23 protein-coding genes and 3 tRNA genes are annotated in these 22959 nt (G+C 67.9%); 16 read left to right on the top strand and 10 right to left on the bottom strand.

Features of this window, described 5'->3' with window-relative positions; translation table 11 throughout:
* The first annotated feature begins 13 nt into the window (after positions 1-13).
* A complete protein-coding gene (locus AE618_RS24660) occupies positions 14-1879 on the top strand; it encodes an SUMF1/EgtB/PvdO family nonheme iron enzyme (protein WP_054211712.1) in 1866 nt (621 codons plus the stop codon).
* A gap of 40 nt (positions 1880-1919) precedes the next feature.
* On the opposite strand, the gene AE618_RS24655 is transcribed toward AE618_RS24660, so the two are convergent.
* The 4 genes from AE618_RS24655 to AE618_RS24640 form a co-directional block, all read right to left on the bottom strand.
* Positions 1920-2303 (bottom strand): hypothetical protein, encoded by a 384-nt coding sequence (locus AE618_RS24655; RefSeq protein ID WP_054211711.1) that lies wholly within the window; start codon positions 2301-2303, stop codon positions 1920-1922.
* Positions 2304-2400: 97 nt separating this feature from the next.
* Positions 2401-2474: transfer RNA gene (locus tag AE618_RS24650), tRNA-Gly, on the bottom strand.
* Positions 2475-2553: 79 nt separating this feature from the next.
* Positions 2554-5085, bottom strand: a complete 2532-nt coding sequence (locus AE618_RS24645; protein ID WP_054211710.1) for a heavy metal translocating P-type ATPase — start codon at positions 5083-5085, stop codon at positions 2554-2556.
* 89 nt (positions 5086-5174) lie between these two features.
* Positions 5175-6002 carry a phosphogluconate dehydrogenase C-terminal domain-containing protein gene (locus AE618_RS24640; RefSeq protein WP_054211709.1) on the bottom strand — a complete coding sequence of 276 codons (828 nt, stop codon included), beginning with the start codon at positions 6000-6002 and terminating at the stop codon, positions 5175-5177.
* Positions 6003-6084: 82 nt separating this feature from the next.
* On the opposite strand from AE618_RS24640, the gene AE618_RS24635 reads away from it, so the two are divergent.
* From AE618_RS24635 to nanR, 3 genes are read left to right on the top strand one after another with little or no spacing between them, the layout of a single operon-like run.
* Positions 6085-7371 carry a ribulose-bisphosphate carboxylase large subunit family protein gene (locus tag AE618_RS24635; protein ID WP_082365561.1) on the top strand — a complete coding sequence of 429 codons (1287 nt, stop codon included), beginning with the start codon at positions 6085-6087 and terminating at the stop codon, positions 7369-7371.
* Positions 7368-8744, top strand: a complete 1377-nt coding sequence (locus AE618_RS24630; protein WP_054211707.1) for a four-carbon acid sugar kinase family protein — start codon at positions 7368-7370, stop codon at positions 8742-8744. Before AE618_RS24635 ends, AE618_RS24630 begins: the two co-directional genes overlap by 4 nt.
* Positions 8741-9490 carry a transcriptional regulator NanR gene (gene nanR, locus AE618_RS24625; protein ID WP_197280879.1) on the top strand — a complete coding sequence of 250 codons (750 nt, stop codon included), beginning with the start codon at positions 8741-8743 and terminating at the stop codon, positions 9488-9490. Before AE618_RS24630 ends, nanR begins: the two co-directional genes overlap by 4 nt.
* Positions 9491-9534: 44 nt before the next feature.
* Here the strand turns inward: nanR and AE618_RS24620 are convergent.
* Positions 9535-9619 (bottom strand) — tRNA-Tyr (locus AE618_RS24620).
* A gap of 213 nt (positions 9620-9832) precedes the next feature.
* Here AE618_RS24620 and rlmB point away from each other — a divergent pair.
* On the top strand, positions 9833-10636 hold the full coding sequence (gene rlmB / locus AE618_RS24615) for a 23S rRNA (guanosine(2251)-2'-O)-methyltransferase RlmB (RefSeq protein WP_156330473.1): 804 nt from the start codon (positions 9833-9835) through the stop codon (positions 10634-10636).
* A 55-nt stretch (positions 10637-10691) separates the two neighbouring features.
* On the opposite strand, the gene AE618_RS24610 is transcribed toward rlmB, so the two are convergent.
* The gene (locus tag AE618_RS24610; protein ID WP_054211706.1) at positions 10692-11279 is read right to left on the bottom strand and encodes a hypothetical protein; all 588 of its coding nucleotides are present in this window, start codon (positions 11277-11279) and stop codon (positions 10692-10694) included.
* Between the two features lie 381 nt (positions 11280-11660).
* Between AE618_RS24610 and AE618_RS24605 the strand changes: the two genes are divergently transcribed.
* From AE618_RS24605 to AE618_RS24570, 8 genes are all read left to right on the top strand, one after another.
* Positions 11661-13334, top strand: a complete 1674-nt coding sequence (locus AE618_RS24605; protein ID WP_054211705.1) for an MFS transporter — start codon at positions 11661-11663, stop codon at positions 13332-13334.
* Positions 13335-13539: 205 nt separating this feature from the next.
* Positions 13540-13614: transfer RNA gene (locus AE618_RS24600), tRNA-Thr, on the top strand.
* 174 nt (positions 13615-13788) lie between these two features.
* Positions 13789-14217: a hypothetical protein gene (locus AE618_RS24595; protein WP_054211704.1), complete on the top strand. Its 429-nt coding sequence runs from the start codon at positions 13789-13791 to the stop codon at positions 14215-14217.
* A gap of 133 nt (positions 14218-14350) precedes the next feature.
* Positions 14351-15334, top strand: a complete 984-nt coding sequence (locus AE618_RS24590) for an MBL fold metallo-hydrolase (RefSeq protein ID WP_054211703.1) — start codon at positions 14351-14353, stop codon at positions 15332-15334.
* Positions 15335-15490: 156 nt separating this feature from the next.
* Positions 15491-16264, top strand: a complete 774-nt coding sequence (locus AE618_RS24585; RefSeq protein ID WP_054211702.1) for an NAD kinase — start codon at positions 15491-15493, stop codon at positions 16262-16264.
* A gap of 149 nt (positions 16265-16413) precedes the next feature.
* Positions 16414-16668 (top strand): type II toxin-antitoxin system VapB family antitoxin, encoded by a 255-nt coding sequence (locus tag AE618_RS24580; RefSeq protein ID WP_054211701.1) that lies wholly within the window; start codon positions 16414-16416, stop codon positions 16666-16668.
* Complete coding sequence (locus AE618_RS24575) at positions 16668-17054, top strand: type II toxin-antitoxin system VapC family toxin (RefSeq protein ID WP_054211700.1); 387 nt, start codon at positions 16668-16670, stop codon at positions 17052-17054. The genes AE618_RS24580 and AE618_RS24575 overlap by 1 nt, the downstream gene beginning before the upstream one ends.
* Before the next feature lie 81 nt (positions 17055-17135).
* Positions 17136-17567, top strand: a complete 432-nt coding sequence (locus AE618_RS24570) for a DUF7684 family protein (protein WP_054211699.1) — start codon at positions 17136-17138, stop codon at positions 17565-17567.
* Between the two features lie 46 nt (positions 17568-17613).
* On the opposite strand, the gene AE618_RS24565 is transcribed toward AE618_RS24570, so the two are convergent.
* Both AE618_RS24565 and AE618_RS24560 read right to left on the bottom strand, forming a co-directional pair.
* Positions 17614-18828, bottom strand: a complete 1215-nt coding sequence (locus AE618_RS24565) for a DUF2336 domain-containing protein (protein WP_054211698.1) — start codon at positions 18826-18828, stop codon at positions 17614-17616.
* On the bottom strand, positions 18825-19904 hold the full coding sequence (locus tag AE618_RS24560; RefSeq protein WP_082365550.1) for a hypothetical protein: 1080 nt from the start codon (positions 19902-19904) through the stop codon (positions 18825-18827). The genes AE618_RS24565 and AE618_RS24560 overlap by 4 nt, the downstream gene beginning before the upstream one ends.
* Positions 19905-20054: 150 nt before the next feature.
* Between AE618_RS24560 and AE618_RS24555 the strand changes: the two genes are divergently transcribed.
* From AE618_RS24555 to AE618_RS24545, 3 genes are read left to right on the top strand one after another with little or no spacing between them, the layout of a single operon-like run.
* A complete protein-coding gene (locus tag AE618_RS24555; protein WP_054211697.1) occupies positions 20055-20552 on the top strand; it encodes a MaoC family dehydratase in 498 nt (165 codons plus the stop codon).
* A 5-nt stretch (positions 20553-20557) separates the two neighbouring features.
* Positions 20558-21436, top strand: coding sequence for an HpcH/HpaI aldolase/citrate lyase family protein (locus AE618_RS24550; protein ID WP_054211696.1), 879 nt, complete (start codon positions 20558-20560; stop codon positions 21434-21436).
* A 19-nt stretch (positions 21437-21455) separates the two neighbouring features.
* Positions 21456-21665 carry a heavy-metal-associated domain-containing protein gene (locus AE618_RS24545; protein WP_054211695.1) on the top strand — a complete coding sequence of 70 codons (210 nt, stop codon included), beginning with the start codon at positions 21456-21458 and terminating at the stop codon, positions 21663-21665.
* A gap of 16 nt (positions 21666-21681) precedes the next feature.
* Here AE618_RS24545 and AE618_RS24540 read toward each other — a convergent pair whose 3' ends face one another.
* The gene (locus AE618_RS24540; protein WP_054211694.1) at positions 21682-22287 is read right to left on the bottom strand and encodes a flavin reductase family protein; all 606 of its coding nucleotides are present in this window, start codon (positions 22285-22287) and stop codon (positions 21682-21684) included.
* Positions 22288-22291: 4 nt separating this feature from the next.
* Positions 22292-22858, bottom strand: coding sequence for a nitroreductase family protein (locus AE618_RS24535; RefSeq protein WP_054211693.1), 567 nt, complete (start codon positions 22856-22858; stop codon positions 22292-22294).
* Positions 22859-22959 lie beyond the last annotated feature (101 nt).

The following is a 22959-nucleotide window of genomic DNA, read 5'->3' as shown; positions in this document are numbered from 1 at the left end:
GATGACAAACGCGATGTCCTTGTTGCGATGCCTGGCCGCCGTCCTGTGCGCCGTACTGTTGGCCACCTCGCTGCTGGCAACGCCGGGGCTTGCCCAGGTCACTGAGGCGAATGCGGGCCGGGTCGCGCTCGTCATCGGCAACTCCGCCTATCCGTTGGCGCCGATCGGCAATGCTGCGTCGGATGCGCGCGCCGTCGCGAGCGTGCTGCGCGAGGGCGGCTTCGACGTGGTCACCGCCGAGGAGGCGGGCGGCCCGGCGCTGCAGGACGCGATCGCGACCTTCGCCAGCAAGCTCAGGCACGGCGTCCAGGCGGTGGTGTTCTATTCCGGCCACGCGGTCCAGCTGCGCAACCGCAACTTCCTCGTGCCGGTCGACGCGCGGGTCCGGTCCGCCCCGGAGGTCGCCCAGGCGGCGGTCGATCTCGACATGCTGCTCGACGCGCTGATCGTGGCCAGGCCCGCCAGCGCGCTCGTCGTGCTCGATGCCAGCCGTGACAACCCCTGGCAGGCGGAGATCGCCGGCAACGCCAACGCCAAGGGCCTGCTCGCGATCGAGCGCATGGAGACCATCAGCGTGATGTTCACCGCGGCGCCCGGCCGCACGGTCGCGGACACCGGCGCGCGCGGCAATCCGGCGGTCGACGAATGGCTGAAGGCGATCAGGACGCCGGGCCTCGACATGACCGCCGCCCTTGCCCGCACCCGCGAGGCGGTCACACGGGTCACGCGGCGCGGCCAGCAGATCTGGACCTCCTCGGAGCCTCCCGCCGGGCTGATCGTGACGCCTGTGGCGCGTCCGGCCCAGATCGCGCAGACCAGCCGAGCGGTCATCCCGTTGCCGCCGATGGAATCGCCGGCCGCGCGGCAGGACGCCTATGAGCTCGCCTTCTGGGAATCGATCCGCGCGAGCGAGAACCCGGCCGAGTACCGCGCCTATCTCAACGCCTATCCCAACGGGCTCTTCGCGCCGCTGGCGCGCACGCGCGAGCAGCAATACGCACCGCGCCCGCCTGCCGTGACCGCTGCCGTTCCGCCGACTACGCCGCCACCACGCCAGCCGTCACAGCCGCCCGCCCCGGCTGCCACGGTTGCATCCGCGCGACAGCCGGCCGCGACGCCAGCGCCTCCTGCCCCCGTGGCGGCACCCGCCCCTGCCCCATCCAGCGCCCGCACGACGCGCGACTGCGAAAACTGTCCGGAACTGGCGCTGATTCCGCCGGGCAGCTTCGAGATGGGCGCCAACGAACTCTACGAATTCGAGAAGCCGGTCCACAGCGTCACGATCCGCAGCGGCTACTATATGGGCCTGCGCGAGGTCACCTTCGAGGAATGGGACGCCTGCGTCGATCAGGGCGGCTGCACGCATCGCCCCAACGACCGCAATCTCGGCCGCGGCAAGCGCCCGGTCACCGATATCCATTGGAACGACGCCAACGCCTATCTCGCCTGGCTCTCGACCAAAACCGGCCGCAAATACCGGCTGCCGAGCGAGGCGGAATGGGAATATGCCGCGCGCGGCGGCGCCACCACGATCTATCCCTGGGGCGCCACGATGGTGAAGGAGCGCGCCAACTGCATCGGCTGCAACGACCCGACGCGCCGTCAGGCTGTCGAGGTCGGGCAATATCCCGCCAATGGCTTCGGCCTGTTCGACATGGCCGGTAACGCCGCCGAATGGGTCGCCGATTGCTGGAGCGACAGCTATCGCACCACGCCGCGCGACGGCAGCGCCTTCACCGCGCCGGGCTGCCGCGAGCGCGTGCTGCGCGGCGGCTCCTTCAACAACGATCCGCGCTATCTGCGCTCGGCCGCGCGCTTCAAATACGAGGCGGATGTGCGCTTCTACACCAATGGCTTCAGGGTCGTGCGCGAACCCTAAGGCCAAGCGCATGCCGGCGCTTGGCCCGAGCGCCTGTCGCCTATTTGAACCAGAGCCGCAGCGGAATCCGGCCCTCGCCGCCGCATGTCACGAAGACATGCACGCTCTCGGAGAGCGTGCCCGAGAAGTCGCATGATGTGCCGGCCAGCGTCATCTGCGCCGTGTAGCGCGTGCCGCGCACGCTCATCTGGATATGGCCGGATTTCTCGGGCGTCTCGCCCGGCCCGCATACCGCATTATGCTTCATCGAGAGCGATCCGGCGAAGGCGGGCGCGGAGCTGGGCGCCGCCTTCTCCTCGGTGAGCCTCGCCGCGACGTCCCATTCGCCGAGATAGCCGAAGCGCCCGACGAGGTCGCGCGCCGACGCCGCATCGACGAGGCCGATCAGAGACAGGATCGCCATCCACCCGCGGATCATCCGCATGCCGCCGCTCCCGATGCCGCTGGGCAGCCTATCACCACGCCCGAGGGCGGCAAGACCGCTCGTCGCGACCAGCGTCTCGATTCTACGGAAAAGGGGTTGGAGCGGGTACAGGGAATCGAACCCTGGTATTCAGCTTGGAAGGCTGCTGCTCTACCATTGAGCTACACCCGCGTAATCCCGAAATTCCCCACCAGCGCGCGGAAGTCAACCCGTCGCGTGCAGAGGGCCGTGGTGATACTGCGTCTGCCCTCTATGCCGCAAGCGCAGGCTGCGCTGACTTGGCCCGGTCGGCATGGGCCGCAAGCGGCGGGCGAAAGCGCTTCAACCGCAAGGCGTTGGTCACGACGCTGACGCTCGACAGCGCCATGGCGAGGCCGGCGAACATCGGCGACATCAGGATTCCGAAGGCCGGATAGAGCGCGCCTGCTGCGACCGGGATCAGCACGGCATTGTAGCCGAAGGCCCAGAACAGGTTTTCCGTGATGTTGCGGATCGTCGCGCGCGAGAGCGATACCGCATTGGGCACGTTGCGCAGATCGCCCGACATCAGCACGACGTCGGCGCTTTCGATGGCAATGTCGGTGCCGGTGCCGATGGCGAGCCCGACATCGGCCTGCGCCAGCGCCGGCGCATCGTTGATGCCGTCGCCGACGAAGGCGACGCGCGCCCCGCCCGCCTGCAACCGCTTGATCACCTCGACCTTGCCGGCCGGCAGGACCTCGGCGACGACCTCGTCGATCGGCAGGCTGCGGGCGATCGCCTCGGCCGTGCGGCGGTTGTCGCCGGTGATCATGACGATCCGGATCCCGAGCGCGCTCAGCGCCTCCAATGCCTCCCGGCTTGTCTCCTTGAGCGGGTCCGCCACCGCCAGCACGGCGGCAAGCCGGCCGTCGATTCCGGCATAGAGCGGCGATTTGCCCTGATCGCCAAGCCGTGCCGCGACAGTCGCGAAAGGCGACAGGTCGATGCCCTTCGACACCAACAGCCTGTCGGCGCCGACGAGCAGGGCACGCCCCTCGACCATGGCCGAGACGCCGAAGCCGGGCTCCGCTGCGAAGGCCGTCGGCTCAGCGAAGGCCAGACCGCGCTTCCGTGCCTCCGCTACGATGGCCTCCGCGATCGGATGCTCCGAGCGCGTCTCGACTGCCGCGACGAGGCGCAGCACCTCATCCTCGTCAAAGCCGTCGGCCACGGCGATGTCGGTCAGTTCCGGCCGGCCCTTGGTGATGGTCCCGGTCTTGTCGAGCGCGATCGCGGCGACATCCCGCAGCGCCTGCAGCGCCTCGCCGCGCCGGAACAGCACGCCCATCTGCGCGGCCTTGCCGGTGCCGACCATGATCGAGGTCGGCGTCGCCAGCCCCATCGCGCAGGGACAGGCGATGATCAGCACCGCGACCGCGTTGACGATGGCCAGCGACAGCGCCGGGCTCGGCCCGAACACCATCCAGATGGCGAACGTGAGCGCAGCCCCCGTAATCACGGCAGGCACGAACCACATCGTCACCTTGTCGACGAGCGCCTGGATCGGCAGCTTCGAGCCCTGCGCCGCCTCCATCGTTCGTACGATCTGCGCCAGCAGCGTATCAGCGCCGACCTTGGTCGCGCGAAAGCGGAATGCGCCGGTCTTGTTGACGGTGCCGCCGACGACGGCATCGCCCTGACCCTTCTGGACCGGGATCGGCTCGCCGGTGATCATCGATTCATCGATGAAGGACGAGCCCGCGATCACCTCGCCATCGACCGGAAGCCGCTCGCCCGGCCTGATCACGACGACGTCGCCGGGCTTGACCTGCGCGATGGGAACATCCTGCTCGCGCTCGTCGCGCTGGATGCGCGCGGTCTTGGCCTGGAGCCTCAGCAACTGGCGGATCGCATCGCCGGTGCGGCCCTTGGCGCGCGCCTCAGCATAGCGGCCAAACAGGATCAGCGTGACGATCACGGCGCCCGCCTCGAAATAGGTGTAGTCGAGCCCCGGCGGCAGCAGCCCCGGCAGGAAGGTCGAGACGGCCGAATAGAGATAGGCCGTCGTCGTGCCCAGCATGACCAGCGAGTTCATGTCGGGCGCGCCGCGCAGCAGCGCAGGGCCGCCCTTGCGGTAGAATTGCAGTCCCGGCCCGAACTGGACGAGGCTCGCCAGCACGAACGACAGGTAACGGACAGTGTCCTCGCCGACCGAGGCGGCGAGCGCATGGTGCAGCCCGTCAAACAGATGCCCGCCCATCTCGACGACGACGATGGGCAGCGTCGCGATGGCGGCGATGGCGAGCGACCGCCGCAAGCCCGACAGCTCCACCTCGCGCGCCTCGCGGTCGCGGTCGATCTGGGCGGCGGCATCGACGATCGTCCGGCCGGGATAGCCGGCCTGCGCGAGAGCCGCCGTCATCGCGGCCAGCGTTGGTTCTCCGCCGAGATAGCGCGCATGAGCCCGGCCGGTGGCGAGATTGACCGTTCCGTCGAGAACGCCGGGCACAGCCTTCAGCGCCCGCTCGACCCGCCCCACGCAGGAGGCGCAGCTCATGCCCTCGACAGTGAGCTCGACGATGTCCTCGCGAGGCTCGTAGCCGGCCTGTCGGATGGCATCGAAAACAGCCTGCGCCTCGCCGCCCGTGCCGAGATCGACGCTGGCGCGGCTGGTCACGAGATTGACCGATGCCGCCGCGACGCCGGGCACGGCCAGAACGGCCTTCTCGACGCGCCCGACGCAGGATGCGCAGCTCATTCCGTCGATGGCGACCGCGATCCGGGTCGCGCTCGCCGGCGTCCTTGCTTCAGTGATGGTCATCTCGCCTTCAAGCCTTGCATCGTCCGACAAGGCTGAAAGGTGGGGCTTCCCACGATGGGAAGGTCAAGGGGAGCGCTGACCGTTTTCGCTCAGGTGATACGGCGCACGCTGGCGGCAATTTCCTCGGGCTCGAACAGCCGCTTCCAGTCCGGCTTCAGGATCGTGTCCTTGCCGAAGACGATCGCCTTGTTGCAGGCGTCGGAGAACACGCCCTGGACCTGCTCGAAGGTGACTGCGGCGAGGATGTTCATATGGCCGAGCAGGAAGTCGCGCGCCGCCTCGCGCGGCACGCCGCGCGCGATCGCTTCCTCCATCGCCTCGCGCATCGCGTCGAGCAGCGTCGCGCAGACGGTCTCCGACAGGCCGGGCTCGAGGATCGCCATTTGCTCGACGCTCACGCGGTGCGAGCGCATCACCGGCGCCCAGATCGCCCGCGCGACCTCCTCGCCCAGCGCGTAGTGCTCATCCGGCCCCTGCATCAACGCGTTGACGATGTGCTGCTTGGCCGCGATGCCGCCGAAATGGTCAGCCTTGGCGGCCGGGTCCGTCTCGTCGTTGAAGATCGGCGGATGGCAGGGATGGGTGACGAAATAGGTGATGTCGGCCCGCTCCGGCAGATGCCCGGCATGGGGCGCGGCGGCATCGAGGATGACGACGATCGTCCCAGCCGCCAGCTTGGGCAGCAGCGTCTTGGCGACCGCACCGACATGGGTATCCGGCACGGCCAGAACGACGACCTCGGCGCCCTCGATCGCGGCATCGGCCTCGATGCAGTCGACGCCGAAGGCCTCGCGCACGCGCTCCTGGCCAGCCGGGCTGACCTCGACATGGCGCGTGGTGAAGCGGGATTTGGCGAGGTTGCGGCCGAGCCGCATGCCCATCTTTCCGCCGGCACCGAACAGGGCGACCACCGTCATGCTGCATCTCCATCGGCGACAAACTGGTATGATGAGTTGATCACACGCAGTTTTCATGCTGTCAATCTGGTATGATGACCTCATGAGTTTGATGGGAGCGGCCGTGGATACGGGTGAGCGCGTCGAAGCAGATTACTGGCTGGAGACGCCCGGCGACCCGCGCCGCACGGCCGAGGCGATGGCGGGCGAGCAATCGAGCGGCACCTTCATCGCCGTGCCCGGCGAAACGCCGGAACTGACCGCGCGCGCCGCCGCCCGCATCGAGCGGCTGGAGCTGCTCGACGCAGCCGAATGCCCTGCCCTGCCCGGCGCGCGCCCTGACATGCCGACCCCGCAGGAAGGCTATCGGCGCGCCCATGTCACCCTGTCCTGGCCGATCGGGACCATCGGCGCCTCGCTGCCCAACCTCGTCGCCACGGTCGCGGGCAATCTCTTCGAGTTGCGGCAGGTCAGCGGCCTGAAGCTCATGGACATCCGCATGCCCAGGGCCTTCGCGCAGGCCTATGCCGGCCCGCGCTTCGGCATCGCCGGCACGCGGCGACTGGCCGGGGTGGCGAGCGGCCCGCTGATCGGCACCATCATCAAGCCGAGCGTCGGCTTCGGCCCGCAGGAGACGGCCGCGCTGGTCGACACGCTCTGCCGCGCCGGCATCGACTTCATCAAGGACGACGAGTTGCAGTCGGACGGCGCGCTCTGTCCGTTCGAGGCGCGGGTGGACGCTGTGATGCGCGTGGTCGAGGCACAGGCCGACCGCAGCGGCCGCAAGACCATGGTCGCCTTCAACCTGACCGGCGATCTCGACCAGATGAAGCGCCGCCATGACCATGTCCTGAAGGCGGGCGGAACCTGCGTCATGGCCAGCCTGAATTCGGTCGGGCTGGTCGGCATGATCGAGCTCGGCCGCTTTTCGCAACTGCCGATCCACGCCCATCGCAATGGCTGGGGCTATCTCTCGCGCAGCCTGGCGCTGGGCTGGGACTACACCGCCTGGCACAAGCTCTGGCGGCTGGCGGGCGCCGACCACATGCATGTCAACGGCCTCGCCAACAAGTTCAGCGAGCCCGACGACAGCATCATCGCCTCGGCCAAGGCCTGCCTCGCCCCGCTCTTCCCCCATCGGGCGGATGCGATCATGCCGGTGTTCTCCTCCGGGCAGACGATCCGCCAGGCGGAAGGCACCTTTCGCGCGCTGGGGACGACCGACCTGATCTTCGCCGCCGGCGGTGGCATCCTCGCCCATCCCGACGGTCCGGCAGCGGGCGTGACCGCGCTGCGGGACGCATGGGCGGCGGCCGTCGAGGGCATACCGCTGGCGGACAAGGCGCTCGCCAGCCCGGCGCTGGCTGCCGCACTGGGCCACTACGCATGACGCAGGCCCTGCCGCCCGGCCCCTTGCTGGCCTATTACGGCGACGACTTCACCGGCTCGGCCGCCGTGATGGAGGTGATGAGCTTCGCCGGGCTCGACTCGGTAATGTTCCTCAGGCCGCCCTCGCCGCAGCGTCTGGTCGCCTTCGCCGACCGGCGCTGCATTGGCATTGCCGGCATCGCGCGCGCGAAGTCGCCGGCCTGGATGGACGAGCATCTGCCGCCGATCTTCGCAGCGCTTGCCGGCATCGGCGCTCCGCTGATCCATTACAAGGTCTGCTCGACCTTCGATTCCGCGCCCGGGATCGGCTCGATCGGCCGGGCCATCGACCTCGGCGTCGCGACATTGGCGCCCGCCTTCGTACCGCTCCTCGTCGCGGCGCCCGCCATCGGCCGCTACCAGCTCTTCGGCAATCTCTTCGCGGTCGTCGGCGGTGCGGGCCACAGGCTCGACCGCCACCCGGTCATGGCCCGCCATCCGGTGACGCCGATGGACGAGGCTGATCTCACCCGCCACCTCGCGCGCCAGACCGAGCGGCGGATCGGCCTCATCGATCTTCCGACGCTCCACCAAGGCAAGGCGCAGGCTGCGCTGGCCGCCCTGCGGGATTCCGATGCGCCCGTCATCGCGATCGACGGCGTCGACGAACCGAGCCTGGCGGCAGCCGGGACGCTGATCTGGGAGAACCGGCAGGCCTGCGGCTTCGTCGCGGGCTCGCAGGGCATCGAATACGCGCTCGTCGCCCATTGGCGGCAGGCCGGGCTGATCCCGCACGCGCCGCCAGTGATGCGGGTGGCGCCGGTCGATCGTATCGCCGTCGTCTCCGGCTCCTGCTCGCCCGTCACGGCAGGCCAGATCGCCTATGCGCAACGGCATGGCTTCGCAGCGATCAGGCTCAATGCTGCCCGCGCTGTCGATTCCGCCGCCTGGGCGGCCGAATGCGGGCGGGCGGTCGACGCTGCCCTCAAGGCTTTGGGCAGGGGCGCCTCGCCGCTGGTCTTCACCGCCGAAGGTCCCGACGATCCAGCGGTGGCGGCCCTGACGGAGGCCTGCCGCAGCGCCGGGTCAGACATGGCGGAGGTCAACGATCGCATCGGGGCGGGACTCGGCGCGATCCTGGGCGCCATCCTCGACACATCCGGGCTCGGCCGCGCCCTGATCGCCGGCGGCGACACCTCCGGTCATGCCACGCTGGCGCTCGGCGTCGATGCGCTCTCGGTCATCGCGGAGATCGCGCCGGGCTCGCCCTTGTGCCGCGCCCATGCCGACGACACCCGCCGCGACGGCCTTGAGCTCGCCCTGAAAGGCGGGCAGATCGGTGGCGTCGACTATTTCAGCGCCGTCCGCGCCGGCGGCCCGATCGCGCCGCGATGATGGTCGAAAGCGAGCACGCCGTGACGACAGAGCCGATCCCGCGCCGCAAGCTGCATCAGGAGGTTCTGGACCGGCTGATGGCCCGCATCCAGGCGGGCGAATTCGCTCCCGGCGAGCAGTTGCCCTCCGAGCGCGAGCTGATGGAGGCCTATGGCGTCGGCCGCCCGTCGATCCGCGAGGCGCTGCAACAGCTGGAGCGCTCCGGCATCGTCGGCATCAGCCATGGCGAGCGGGCGCGCATGCTGCTGCCGACGGCCCACGCCGTCGTCGAACAGATGACCGGTGCCGCGCGCTATCTCCTCAGCGTCGAGCCGCGCACGCTCGACCATCTCAAGGAGGCCCGTGTCCTGCTCGAGGCCGGCGTCGCCAGGCTCGCAGCGCAACGGGCGGATGCACAGGGCCTCGCTCTGCTGCGCCAGAGGCTGGACGAGCATCGCCAGGCCAGCCTCGACGACTTCCTCCAGCGCGACATCGCCTTCCATCGCCAGATCGCGGCGATGAGCGGCAACCCGGTCTTCCCGGCCGCGGTCGAGGGCATGCTGGCCTGGCTTGGCGCCTATTACCGCTCGCTGGTGCGGGCGCCCGGCGCCGAGAGCCTGACCTTGCAGGAGCACCAGCGCATCCATGACGCGATCGCCGCAGGCCAGCCCGACGCGGCAGCCCAGGCGATGACCGACCATCTCAACCGCGCGAACGCCCTGTACCGGCGATTTTCGGAAGGCGATGACCAGCCCGACCGCGCTTGACCGCACGAGGTTCGCGGAAACGGTTCGGTGAGGCTGAAAGGAGGTGGTGGGGGAAGCAGGACTCGAACCTGCGAAGGCATAGCCAGCGGATTTACAGTCCGCCCCCTTTGCCGCTCGGGACATTCCCCCGCCCGCGCTGCTTGCGGCCAGGCCGCAGGCAATCTCCCGTGTCACTTGCGTGACGGCGACAGGCGCGGCCGGACTTATGGTGACGGGGCAGCGCCCTGTCAACGCCTAAAAGCCCGCTGCCCCAAGGGCATCGCACCGCGTTGCGTCAATTCGAGGCTGGCCAAGCCGGGATTGTCATGTCAGGGCATGGATCAGCGCCCCAGGAGAAACCCGATGCCTTCACCGTTTCGCCCCAAATCGGATCGAAGCGATCGGCCGCGCCAGACCAGCCCGCGACGCGCCGATGGCACGCTCCATCATCGTCCCGGCGATATCGACGAGGCGGTGCTCTATGGTGTGCATCCCGTCATCGAGGCGCTGCGCAACCCCAAGCGGCGCCATCGCCGCCTGCTCGCCACGGAAAACGCACTGAAGCGTCTGCAGGAGGAGGTCGGCGAGCTGCCGCTCCAGGCCGAACTCGTGCGCCCCTCCGAGATCGACCGGCTGCTGACGCCCGATTCGGTGCATCAGGGCCTCTATCTCGTCTGCGATCCCCTGGATTCGCCCGATCTCGACAGCCTGCCCGACGACGCGATCGTGCTGGCGCTCGACCAGATCACCGATCCGCACAATGTCGGGGCGATCCTGCGCTCGGCAGCCGCCTTCGCCGCCGCGGCCGTCATCGTCACCATCCGCCATTCGCCGGCAGCAACCGGCGTGCTGGCGAAATCGGCATCTGGTGCGCTGGAGCACGTGCCGCTCATTGCGGTGCGCAATCTCGGCGATGCACTCGACGAACTCGGCAAGCGCGGCTTCCAGCGAATCGGCTTCGATTCGGATGGCGAGGTCGCTTTCGACGACGTCGAACTGAAACGTCCGCTCGTCATGGTGATGGGCGCCGAGGGCAAGGGCCTGCGCCAGCGCACGCGCGAGCTCTGCGACCAGGTCGCGAGGCTCGAGGTGCCGGGCACGATCACCAGCCTCAACGTCTCGAACGCGACCGCGATCGCCCTCTATGCGGCGAGCCGGCGGCGCTAGGAGCTGCCCCGGAACGCGAGAGCCTGCCTTCACATAAAGCTGATGCGGTCGGGCCTCAGCGCCCGGGCACGACCAGCAGCAGCGCCCCGGTCTCGGCATGGGCGAAGCGGCTGCGCTTGGCTCCACGCGGCTCCGCCTCGCTGATCCGGATGACCCGCGTGGCCGGCCGGTCGCGCCGGCCCTCGAGCCGGTAGATCGTCGGCTCCGGCGTCGGCGAGCGCATGATGCCCGGCCGAACCGGCATCGTCTCGAACGCGTTGCGATCGACCCAACCCGGCGAGGCGTCGCCATCGGTCGAGACTGTCTGCCCTCCCCCGGCGCCGGCAGGATAGGTCCAGGGGCCGAGATAGCCCGCCGAGGTGAACAGGCCGCGCCCCAAGCGGCGCCAGCGCGGCTCGCCACCAAACCGCAGATCGGAATGGCGAATCCCGGGATGTTGCAACACCGGATGGCGGACGGCCGCAGCATGCGAGACGCGCTGATGGATGCTCGTGGCGGTCGGGCTCGTGGCGGTCGAGAAGTTCGAGGCCTTGGGCGCATCGGCGTGGGCGCCGGCCCGGCCCCCGCCGGCTTCGGCAGCAGCGAGGGGCAAGAGCAGTGCCGTCAGCAGCAGGCCGAAGCGAATCATCGTGGCGCGCGACATCGGCGCTCCTCCCTTTTCCGCATCATAGGCCTCCGCCTTTCGAGTATAGGCGCAACGCCCGCCTTGGGAAGCCGTGGCGGCAGCTTCTTTTCGAACCGGAGCCTCACGCCATCGCGCACAAAAAAGGCTGGACGGTTTGGAACAACGGCCCGTTTGCCCAGAGCACTGGCGCCGATACCGCAAGGTTCTCCCACCGCGCCGTTAGACGAAGTGCTTGATTGCCGAGCCATGCACTCGCGAGCATTGCTTTACGCCAGACCGGAGCATCGGGCCTCAAGGCCTTGCAACCGGCACGCTGGCATCGCGTCGACAGAAGGCGAGCTGGACGAATAGGCAGCGCGGATCGTCCCGCTGCCGGGGAAATCGCAGGGGAGATACGCCATGAGCATGGCAGCAAACGCACCGGGGGCGAAAGTCGCGCCACGCCCCATGACGACGGAAGAAAAGCGCGTCATTCTCGCATCATCGCTCGGCACCGTGTTCGAGTGGTACGACTTTTATCTGTACGGCTCGCTGGCCGTGATGATCGGCGCGCATTTCTTCTCGGCTTTCGATCCCAACACCCGCGCCATCTTCGCGCTGCTCGCCTTCGCCGCGGGCTTCCTGGTCCGCCCGTTCGGCGCGCTGTTCTTCGGCCGCCTGGGTGACCTGATCGGCCGCAAATATACCTTCCTCGTGACCATCGTGATCATGGGCGCCTCGACCTTCCTGGTCGGCCTGCTGCCGAGCTACAACACCATCGGCTGGGTCGCGCCGGTCATCCTGATCGCGCTGCGCATGCTGCAGGGCCTGGCGCTCGGCGGCGAGTACGGCGGTGCCGCGGTCTATGTCGCCGAGCACGCCCCCCCCGGCCGGCGTGGCTTTTACACCTCCTGGATCCAGACCACCGCGACGCTCGGCCTGCTGCTCTCGCTGATCGTCATCCTGGTGATCCGCGTCAACATGGGCGAGGCCGATTTCGCCGCCTGGGGCTGGCGCATTCCGTTCCTGCTGTCGATCTTCCTGCTCGCCGTCTCCGTCTGGATCCGTCTGCAGATGCAGGAATCCCCGGCCTTCAAGAAGATGAAGGAAGAGGGCACCGGCTCCAAGGCCCCGCTGACCGAGGCCTTCGGCCAGTGGAAGAACGCCAGGATCGCGTTGATCGCGCTGTTCGGCCTCACCATGGGTCAGGCCGTCGTCTGGTACACCGGACAGTTCTACGCGCTGTTCTTCATCCAGAGCATCCTGAAGGTCGATCTCTACTCGGCCAACGTGCTGATCGCCTGGGCGCTGATCATCGGAACCGGTGGCTTCATCTTCTTCGGCTCGCTGTCGGACCGGATCGGCCGCAAGCCCGTCATCCTGGCCGGCTGCCTGATCGCGGCGCTGACCTATTTCCCGCTCTTCGGCGCGCTGACCAAGGCCGCCAATCCGGGCCTCGCTGCAGCGCATGAGAACGTCAAGGTCCAGGTCGTCGCGGACCCCGCCACCTGCGGATCGGTCTTCGATCCTGTCGGCATCCGCACCTTCACCTCACCGTGCGACATCGCTCGCCGCACGCTGGCGACGCAGGCCATCGTCTACACCTCGGCTCCGGCACCGGCCGGGACCCCGACCAAGGTGACGGTCAACGGCAAGGAACTCGCCGTCGACGCGACCTTTGCCGCCACTGTCGCCAAGGAAGCGGTCGCGGCCGGATATCCCGCTCCCGGCGATGCCCGCATCGTCAAGACGGGTTTCTTCGGCGCGCTCTTCGGCGGTCAGTCGCTGACGATCATCGGCATCCTGACCATCCTGATCATCTATGTCACGATGGTCTACGGCCCGGTCGCGGCGGCGCTGGTCGAACTCTTCCCGACCCGCATCCGCTACACCGGCATGTCGCTGCCCTATCACATCGGCAACGGCTGGTTCGGCGGCCTCCTGCCGGCAACCGCCTTCGCCATGGTGGCGGGCACCGGCGACATCTATTACGGGCTCTGGTACCCGATCGTCTTCGCGCTCGCGACCTTCGTGATCGGCATGCTGCTGGTCCCGGAGACCAAGGATCGCGACATCACGACCCACGAGAACTGAGCCTGAGGCTCACTCCGTAGCGACGACACGAGCCCCGCCTTCGAGAAGGCGGGGCTTTTTCTTTGGTGGCGGCAGTCGACGCCCCTCTCCCGCGCGGCATCCCGACGATCCCTCACGTCGATCGTGCCCCGACCGATCTTGCTCTGGCCGCGCCCTGCTGGTAACCGCTGGGATGGATGCCGGATTTGACAACCGGTATTCAGGGGCCGGCGTAGCACAGCGGTAGTGCAGCGGTTTTGTAAACCGAAGGTCGGGAGTTCAATCCTCTCCGCCGGCACCAGTTTCCCCATATGGGCGGCGACAGCAGACGCAGCGGTGGCGGCCCTTTGTCAGGGAAGCGGTGCGCGGCTTGCGGGCCGTGCCATCCGGCTTGCATCTTGCTAAACGCGCTCGGACAGCGGCCAAACGCGTCCGGAAAGCGGATCGGCGCCTCGCCTTGCGATATGAAGCGACCATGGACAGCCCCGACAACCTCCTTGCCCTCGCTGATCGCTGCGAAGCCATTGGCAAGCCAGACCGGGCGCTCGACGCCGATATCTATGAGGCGTTGGGCTTCACCGTCCGTCGCAAACCCAGGCACCTGATCAACCGGCGGACACCCGCGGGCGGGATCTACCAGCAAGGCGCACTCTGGAAGGCGCTAGGCTCCGTCAGCGCCAATATCGACGTCGCGGTCGGCCTGCTCAGGCAAAAGGCTCCCGGCTGGAGCTGGAGCGTGCAATGCGTGGTGGGCGAGGATGCCGCCGCCTTCCAGGCGCTCGTCGCAGAGTGTTCGGGCAATGGCACGGTCGGCGCGCTCGCGCTTTGCGCGGCGATGCTGCGCGCCTTCGCCGACAGGGACAGCACGACCGGACGAGCCAGTCCGCCACCGATGCAGGATTGAGGCCCGGGTCGGAGGCGGCCGCTCACGAAAACTTGACCCCGCCCATGACCTTGCGGGAGCGCCGACCGATTGCGCCCCCGGCGGCGCCAGCTAGGGTCCAGCGCAGGCTCCACCCGAGCCGAGGGAGACAAAAATGACGGATTTCAACCTGTCACGCCGCGGCGTGATCGCTGGTGCCGGCGCCCTCGCCGCTGCCGCCACATTGGACCTGCCTGGGCTCGGCCCGGCCTATGCGCAAGGAACTCCCGTGAACCAGGCCCCCGGATTCTACCGCTACAAGATCGGCGACATCACCGTCACCGCCATCAATGACGGCTTCGCCAAGCGGCCGCTCGAAGGTTTCGTCCGCAATGCCGAGCTCGCCGATGTGAAGAAGGCGATGGCCGAGGCCTTCCTGCCGCCCGACGCGCTCAACATCACCTTCACCACGCTGGCGATCCAGCAGGGTGGCAAGCTGACCTTGATCGACACCGGCAACGGCGATTCCGGCGCGCCGACCTCAGGCACTTGGATGACGAATTTCAAGGCGGCGGGCTTCGACGCCAAGGACGTCTCGACCGTCGTGTTCAGTCATTTCCATGGCGACCACATCAACGGCTTCCGGACGAAGGACGGCACCGCCAGGTTCCCGAATGCCGAGGTGATGGTGCCGGCAGCCGAATGGGCCTTCTGGATGGACGACGCCAAGATGGGCGCTGCGCCCGAGGCCATGAAGGGCGCCTTCGCCGGAGTGCGCCGCGTCTTTGCGCCGATCGCCAAGGATGTGAAGCAGTACGAGGGCGGCAAGGAGATCCTGCCCGGCATCACCGCGATCGCCGCGCCGGGCCATACGCCGGGCCACACGGTCTTCGCAGTCGCCTCCGGCGCCGGCAGGATGATGGTGATGTCCGACACCACCAATCACCCTGCCCTGTTCGTGCGCAATCCGGACTGGTCGGCCGTTTTCGACATGGATGGCCCGCAGGCGGCTGCGACGCGCCGCAAGCTGCTCGACATGGTCTCGGCCGACAAGATGCAGGTGGCCTTCTACCATGCGCCCTTCCCCGCGACCGGCTACATCGCCAAGTCCGGCAATGGCTTCGAGCTGGTCCCGGTGCAGTGGAGCACCGCGATCTGACGATCGCGCCTCCCATCGACGCATTCCAAGAAGGCCGGGGGCGACCCCGGCCTTTTTTCATGGCTGATTTCCCGGCCTGCCGGCTCGCGATCCTCATGCCGCCCGTGCTAAAGGCACGGCCTTGCGCCGCCACGGCGCGCCGCTTCAGGACCAGCGATGACCGAGCGCTTCCAGGCCATCTCCTTCGTCGCCAGCGAGACCCCGGAGGCGCAGGCCGCGCTGGCCAAGCTCACCGAGCGCTATGGCAATGCCGATACCGCGACCGCCGACGTCATTGTCGCGCTCGGCGGAGATGGGTTGATGCTGCAGACGCTGCATCGCTTCATCGGCACGGGCACGCCGATCTACGGGATGAATCGCGGCTCCGTCGGCTTCCTGATGAACGAGTTCCGCGAACGCGGCCTGCGCAAGAAGCTCTCCGAGGCGCAGCGCAGCGTCGTCCATCCGCTCGCGATGAAGGCCATCGACCAAGACGGCACCGAGGTCAGCGCCGAGGCGATCAACGAGGTCTCGCTGCTGCGCCGCTCCTATCAGGCGGCAAAGCTGCGCATCTCGATCGACGGGCAGGTCCGCCTCAACGAGCTCGTCGCCGACGGCGTGCTGCTGGCAACGCCGGCCGGCTCGACCGCCTACAACCTCTCCGCCAACGGCCCGATCCTCCCGCTCGACGCCCCCCTGCTGGCGCTGACGCCGATCTCGGCCTTCCGCCCCCGGCGCTGGCGCGGCGCACTCCTGCCCGACCACGCCAAGGTGACGATCGAGGTGCTCGAAGCTGAAAAGCGCCCGGTCAGCGCGGTCGCCGACCACGTCCAGATCGACAATGTCCTGCGCGTCGAGATCGAGATCGACCGCACGATCGACCTGGTCATGCTGCACGACCCCGGCCACAGCCTCGACGAGCGGATCTTGCGGGAGCAGTTCGGGTATTGAGGACCGTGTTGCGTCTGGCGGACATCTGTCAGGTATCGACATGTCCGACGCCAACTCAGGTTCCAGGCTGGCTGCGCCGGAAAAACGTGGCAAGGCGACACAATCGAGGTAGAATGCCCCTGATAAGGTAGACAGGAACCAACCACGCAATGGCATTGAGCATAAAGGACGCGGAGACGGAGCGGCTCGCCCGCGCACTGGCGCATCGAACCGGCGAGAGCATTACGACCGCGACCAAGCTGGCGTTGGAAGAACGCCTGCGTCGTATCGGTGGCGCGCCGCGTAAGGCGTCGCTTCTCGAAGACCTCGCAGCCAGCCGGCGTCGCTGGAGTTCCCTGCCTGTACTGGACAGCCGCAGTGCGGAGGAAATCCTGGGCTACGACGAGACGGGCTTGCCACGCTGATGGTTATCGACTCCTCGGCGCTGGTTGCCATCGCGTTCGACGAGCCCGAAGCTGCCGACTTCGAAAGCCGGATTGCCGATGATCCGATCCGGCTGATCTCAGCGGCGACGGTTTTGGAAACCGCCATGGTCATCGAGACGCGCCTCGGCGAGGCCGGCGGCAGCGAACTGGATCTCTGGCTTTACAGGGCCGGCGTCGAGATCGTCGCCGTCGACGCAGAACAGGTCGATCTCGCACGCCGCGCCTGGCGGCGCTTCGGGAAGGGCCGCCATTCCGCAGGTCTCAACTTTGGCGACTGTTTTTCCTACGCCCTCGCCGCGACCAGACAGGAGCCGCTCCTGTTCAAGGGGAACGATTTCTCACAAACCGATATTCAGGCGGCGTGAGCCTGTCCGCATCCGGAAGGTGCAACTTGGATCGGTAGCGTCGGCCCCGACCGCGTTGCGTAAGGTGCTAGGATCAAAGCTATGGACGAGATCGGCTACCTTCACCTCAAGCCCGGCCAGACACCGCCAGAATTGGGAGTTGGGCCGTTTAAAGCCGTGGTCGTGATCGACCAGGCCGTAACAAGCGAATGGCGCCACCTTGTAAGCGCGTGGCTGGTCAGAAGCGGTTGCCTCTACATGATGGCTTGGGGGCCGGATTGTAGCCTCTGGGACGACAGCGTCGATCACGCGAACCTTGCGGAGTTCGACTACGGCGACGTACCGGACGACAAATTCGTTATGACGACTTGGCACGACAGCGAGCCGCTGTCGGAAGCATTCTGGTTCGCCGCTCACAACGCACATCACCCCGATGTCAAACTCAAGCGAACACTCATTGTCGATATCGCGCAAGGCGACCGTCGTAGGCAACTTTTAGCCGAGTACGATCAAGCCGCCCACGCTAAGATTTGAGACGTTATCACTTTACGTTTGCAACGGGGTCGGGGGCCGACAAGACTCAAGCCGCCTGCCTGATATCCCCGATCTCGAGCTCGACAAGAAGCGCGGGATCGGCTTCGACCAGATAGGCCAGCGCGGCGTCGTCGGCGAGCGAATCCGCCAGCGCCTTGGCCTCTTCGCGGGCAGCCTCGGCATCCATCCGGCGCAGCAGCGCCATCAGCGCGCCGCCCTCCGGATCGTCCCGCATTTCGCAGGCGATCAGCACCTCGCGCAGCAGGGTGCGGTCGATGCCGCGCCCGGTTCCGCGGGCATCGAAGCCCCGCGCATTGAGCGTTGCGATCGCGGCCGTGAAAGCAGGCTGAAGCGAGACCGGGAGCCCCGCCTTGCGATAGAGCGCCTTGAGGCCGGCGCCGCGACGGTCTCGCAGCAGCGCGGCGACACGCGCGGCCGGCAAGGCCGAGAGCGCCACGAAGGCGGCTTCCGCCAGAGCGGGCTCGCCTGACAAAAGCGAGCGCAGCATCAGGCCAGGCGTCAGCCGCCCGTTGAGCCGAAGCACATCGACGATGGCCGGCGCATCGCTCTCCTCGCCGCCGGCAGCCAACGCCACGGCGACGCGCTCGGTCGATTCGCGCGCGAGCCTCGCGCTGCGCTCGGGCGTCAGCCAGCCGCAACCGGTGACGAAGCTCGCCAGCGCGTCCGAAACCTTGGCGGCGATCGCCTGCCTGAGGCCGGCAGGCAAATCGGAGCGCGCCAGCAAGGCCTCGCGCAGCGCGCCGCTCTCGCCGGCCCGCTCGACCATGCGCTCCAGCGAGAACTCCGGGATATCGGCGGTGCGGGTGCCGGCCAGGGGGACCAGCGCCCCCTCGCAGCCGACCTCCGCCAGGGCGGCACAGACGCTCGCCGGCAGAGCCTGGCGCAGCGCGACGGCGCGCTGGGCCAGCATGTCGCCGATCGCGGCGGCATCGACGAGATCGGCCTCCGTCAGGACCGGGGAATGGGCCAGCACCAGGGCTGCGACATCGCTCTGATCGGCGATCAGTCCGAGCACGAGATTGCGCGGGGCGCGCGGCGACGACGCCATTTCCTCGGCGATCGCCCGGCGCACCCGCGGCGAAGGATCATCGATCAGCGACATCAGCGCGGTCTCGGCCTCGGCGCGGTCCTCCTCGGCCATGCTGGAGCGCAGATAGGCACCCGCCAGTGCGGCCGCGCCATCGGCACGCGCCTCGGCATTGGCCGTGCGGGCCCAAAGCAGGAAACGGCGAACGATCATGTGCCGCTCCGCTGGATCATGAAGGAGGACAGGTCGAGCGGTGCGCGGCGCGTCCGCGTCGCGGCACGCGCCTGAACGGCGGCGGCGGGCTGGGTCAGTTCGACCGGGCGCGCCGGCGGCAGCGGAGCGGCGACAGCCTTCGCAGCGGATGTATTCGCCGCCGTAGCATCCGCCACCGTCGGTGCCACGGCGGTCGCGTCGGATTTCGTCTGGCGCGGGAAATAGCGCTCGGCCGCGTCGAGCGAGGCCGTGCGGGTGCCGTCCGCGCGCGGGCTCGTCCAGAGATTGGCAACGGCCTTCGAGACCGGCGCGCGCGAGCCTTCTGTCGAGAACAGTCCGATCAACCCTTTGGCCCGTCCGGGCTGAAGAGCGGCGGCGATCTCGGCGGGCTTGTCGTCGGCCTGCGCCGTGGTCGTCTGCGTGATGGTGGCGGACGCGGCAAGCTGGGTATTGGCGTGGCTCGCCGCGAGCACGCCATAGACCTCCTGCGCGCTGCGCGCCCGGCCGGTCTTGTCGAAGAAGATGCCGCGATTGGCCGCCGCGGCCTCCGGAAAATCCTTGGCTGCGCTGCGCGTCGGATCGTTGGCCGCGGCACGGATCAGGTCGGAGGCACCGCGCGCGCCGAGCACATGGGCCATATAGAGTTCGCCGGCATGAGGCTGGCGGCCGAGAGCGCCGGCAAGCTGCTCGCGGTTCTTCTGGGTGAAGGCCCCCGCCATCACGGCCGCGACCTGCGGATCCTTGCGCAGGTCGAGGATCTTTTCGCGAGCGGCCGGGTCCGAGACCGTCAGGCGCCCGCCCCCGCTTTCGGTGATTGCGTCGGCATAGTTGGAAAGGCCCTGCTTGGGCCCCTCCTGCTTCACCATCGAGAGCCAGGTCTGCTCGATGAACTGGAACAGGCCGGTCGCGCTGGAGGTCTTCGCTTTGGCGTCCGGCTCGAGCGACGATTCGCGCTGGGCGGTCTTCAGCAGATAATCGAAGCCGGCGCCGGTCTTCGCCGCGCCGTCGCGGATCGCGCTGACGACCGGGCTGGCCGGCTGGGCTTCTCGCGTCTGCGGGGTGGAAAACAGGAACATCGCGTTACTCGGGCGAACCCGCCGCCGGCGGCCCGCCGCATGACGTTGCGGCGCTTTGGGGAGAGTGGCCCGATTATGGTAAGCGAACGGTTAATCGCGAGGAATCGCCAGGGCGGCTGCGTTGCCCTGACAGGATCAGGGAGACTGTCGATGCCAGAGCTGAAGCGTCACAAGCGCGGCGGAATCTATTTCGAGGATTTCGAGATCGGCGCCATCATCGAGCACAGGCTGACGCGCACGGTGACGCAGATGGACAACATGCTGTTCTCCAACATGACCCTCAACCCGCAACCCCTTCATATCGATGCACATTTCTGCGCGACCGAGACCGAATGGGGCCAGCCGCTGATGAACTCGCTGTTCACGCTTGGGCTGATGATCGGCATCTCCGTCAACGACACCACGGTGGGCACGACGATCGGCAATCTCGGCATGACCGACGTCGTCTTCCCGGCGCCGCTCTTCGAGGGCGACACGGTCAGCTGCACCACCGAGATCGTCGCCAAGCGCGAATCGCGCTCGCGGCCCGATGCCGGCATCGTCGAGTTCGAGCACAAGGCCTACAAGCAGGACGGCACGCTGGTCGCGCAGTGCAGGCGCCAGGCCTTCATGCGCCGGCATCCTGCGCCCGCCACCGTCCCGGTCTGACGCGCATGCGCTCGCTCCTCTTCGTTCCCGGCGACAGCTCCCGCAAGCAGCAGAAGGGCCTCGACAGCGGCGCCGATGCCTTGATCCTCGATCTCGAGGATTCCGTTGCGCTCGACGCCAAGCCGAATGCCCGCGAGGTCACCCGCGCTTTCCTCGATGCGGCGCGTGCCCTGCCCCGGCGGCCCCGCCTGATCGTGCGCGTCAACGCGCTCTCGACCGGGCTGACCGACGCCGATCTCGATGCCGTCATGCCCGGCGCACCGGATGCGATCATGCTGCCGAAATCGGAAGGCGGCATCGACGTCAGCCATCTCGGTGCCAAGATTGCCGTGCGCGAGGCCGAGTGCGACCTGCCCGACGGCCAGACCCGGATCATCCCGATCGCCACCGAGACCGGCAAGGGCATCTTCGGCCTGGGCACCTATGCGGGCGCGACACACCGCCTGGCGGCCTTGACCTGGGGCGCGGAGGACCTGTCGGCCGATCTCGGCGCCGAGACCAATCGGCTGGAGGACGGCGCCTATACCGATCCCTACCGGCTCGCCCGCTCATTGACGCTGTTTGCCGCGGCCGCAGCCCAGGTCGACGCGATCGACACTGTCTTCACGGCTTTCCGCGATGCGGAAGGCTTCCGCGCCGAATGTGTCGCCGCCAGACGCGACGGCTTCACCGGAAAGATGGCCATCCACCCCGATCAGGTCGCGCCGATCAACGAGATCTTCGCACCCTCACCCGAAGCGCTGGCTCGCGCCGAGGCGATCATCGCGCTGTTTGCAGCCAACCCTGGCGTCGGCGTGATCGGGCTCGCTGGCGAAATGCTGGATCGTCCCCATTTGATCAGGGCGCAGCGTGTCAAGGCGCGCGCTGATAAACTGGCTGAATGAACCGCTGGAGACGATTCCAATGACTCAGGTTTTCGAGGTTTCGGGGATGCATTGCGGCGGCTGCCTTTCGCGGGTCCAGCAAGCCGCCGAGAAGCTCGCCCCGGGCACGTCCGTGACGCTCGATCCGCCACAGCTGACCCTGCCGGAAGGCGCAGCACTCGATGCGGCCGCCATCAATGCGGCGCTCGCCCCGCTCGGCGACTATCGCGTCAAGGCTGCCGCGACCTGACCGTATGAGGGCGCCCTTACCCGCCCGGCGGGCGCTGGATCGAGAACAGATGGTCGACCTCGGCGTAGTCGGCATAGCCGCAGCGCGCGACCGGATGCGCCGCGACGGTGTCGAAGCGGCCGTCCTTGATGAAGGCGTCGTCCATGAAGATCCCGACGACCTGACCCAGCACCATCCAGCGATCGGATGTGTTGCCATCGAGATCGACGAGCTGCTGCACCGAGAGCAGCTTGCATTCGAGCGCGGCCGGGCTCGCGGCGACGCGCGGCGGCCTCACGAATGTCGAGGCCGCCATCTCGAGCCCGGCATGGCCGTATTCGCTGGTGCCGCGCGGCAAGGGCGCCGAGGTCTGGTTCATCTGCTGCAACAGCGCCTTGGTCACCAGCGAGCAGGTGAACTCGCCGGTCTCCTCGACGAAGGCGACGGCGTCCTTCTTGCCCTCGGAGGAGAACATCACGATATGCGGCCGCGTCGAGACGGCGTTGAAGAAGCTGTAGGGCGAGAGATTGACCTCGCCCTTGGCGCTCATCGCCGTGATCCAGCCGATCGGGCGTGGCGTCACGATCGCCTTGAACGGGTCGTGGCCGAGGCCGTGATCCTGCAGCGCCGGTGAGTAGATCATGGCTTCAGGCCCCGTAGGTGGTGACGATGTCGGCGAGAACCGGACGGTCGCGGTCGGGCGGGACCGAGCTCGGCGTGCCAAGATGGATGAAGCCGGCCACGCGCTCGCTGCCGGACAGCCCGAAGGCATCGAGCACGTCGCGGTCGAAGGAGAACCAGTTCGTCAGCCAGGAGCCGCCGAAGCCCATCGCCTGAGCCGCGATCAGCAGGTTCATGCAGACCGCGCCGGCCGAAAGCTCCTGCTCCCATTCCGGAATCTTCACATGCGGCGCGGCGCGCGAGATCACGGCGACGATCACCGGCGCCTGCAGGCGGTTGCGCTCGAATTCGATCTGTTCGGGCCGGGCATCGGGATGACGCTTCGCGAAGGCCTGGGCCACCACACCGGCGGCCTTGGCGCGTCCCTCGCCCGAGAACACGATGAAGCGCCAGGGCACCAGCTTGCCATGGTCGGGGACGCGAGCCGCGATCGTCAGAAGCGCGTCGAGCTGGTCGGCGTCGGGCCCGGGCGCGGTCAGGAACTGCGGCGGCACGGACCGGCGCAGCTTGAGCAGAGAGAGCGTATCGGTCATGAAGCATCCGGATGCGAGGAACCGGCTCAGACCTAGTGCCTCGCCATGATGAGGACAAGCGAAGCTGCTGAGACGTGAACGCAACGGTACCGAGGGCTGCG

The organism is Allobosea vaviloviae, from assembly GCF_001298265.1.
Lineage (GTDB): Bacteria > Pseudomonadota > Alphaproteobacteria > Rhizobiales > Beijerinckiaceae > Allobosea > Allobosea vaviloviae_B.
The sequence above is the reverse complement of the archived record's forward strand: the minus strand, read 5'-3'. Positions and strand labels throughout refer to the sequence as shown.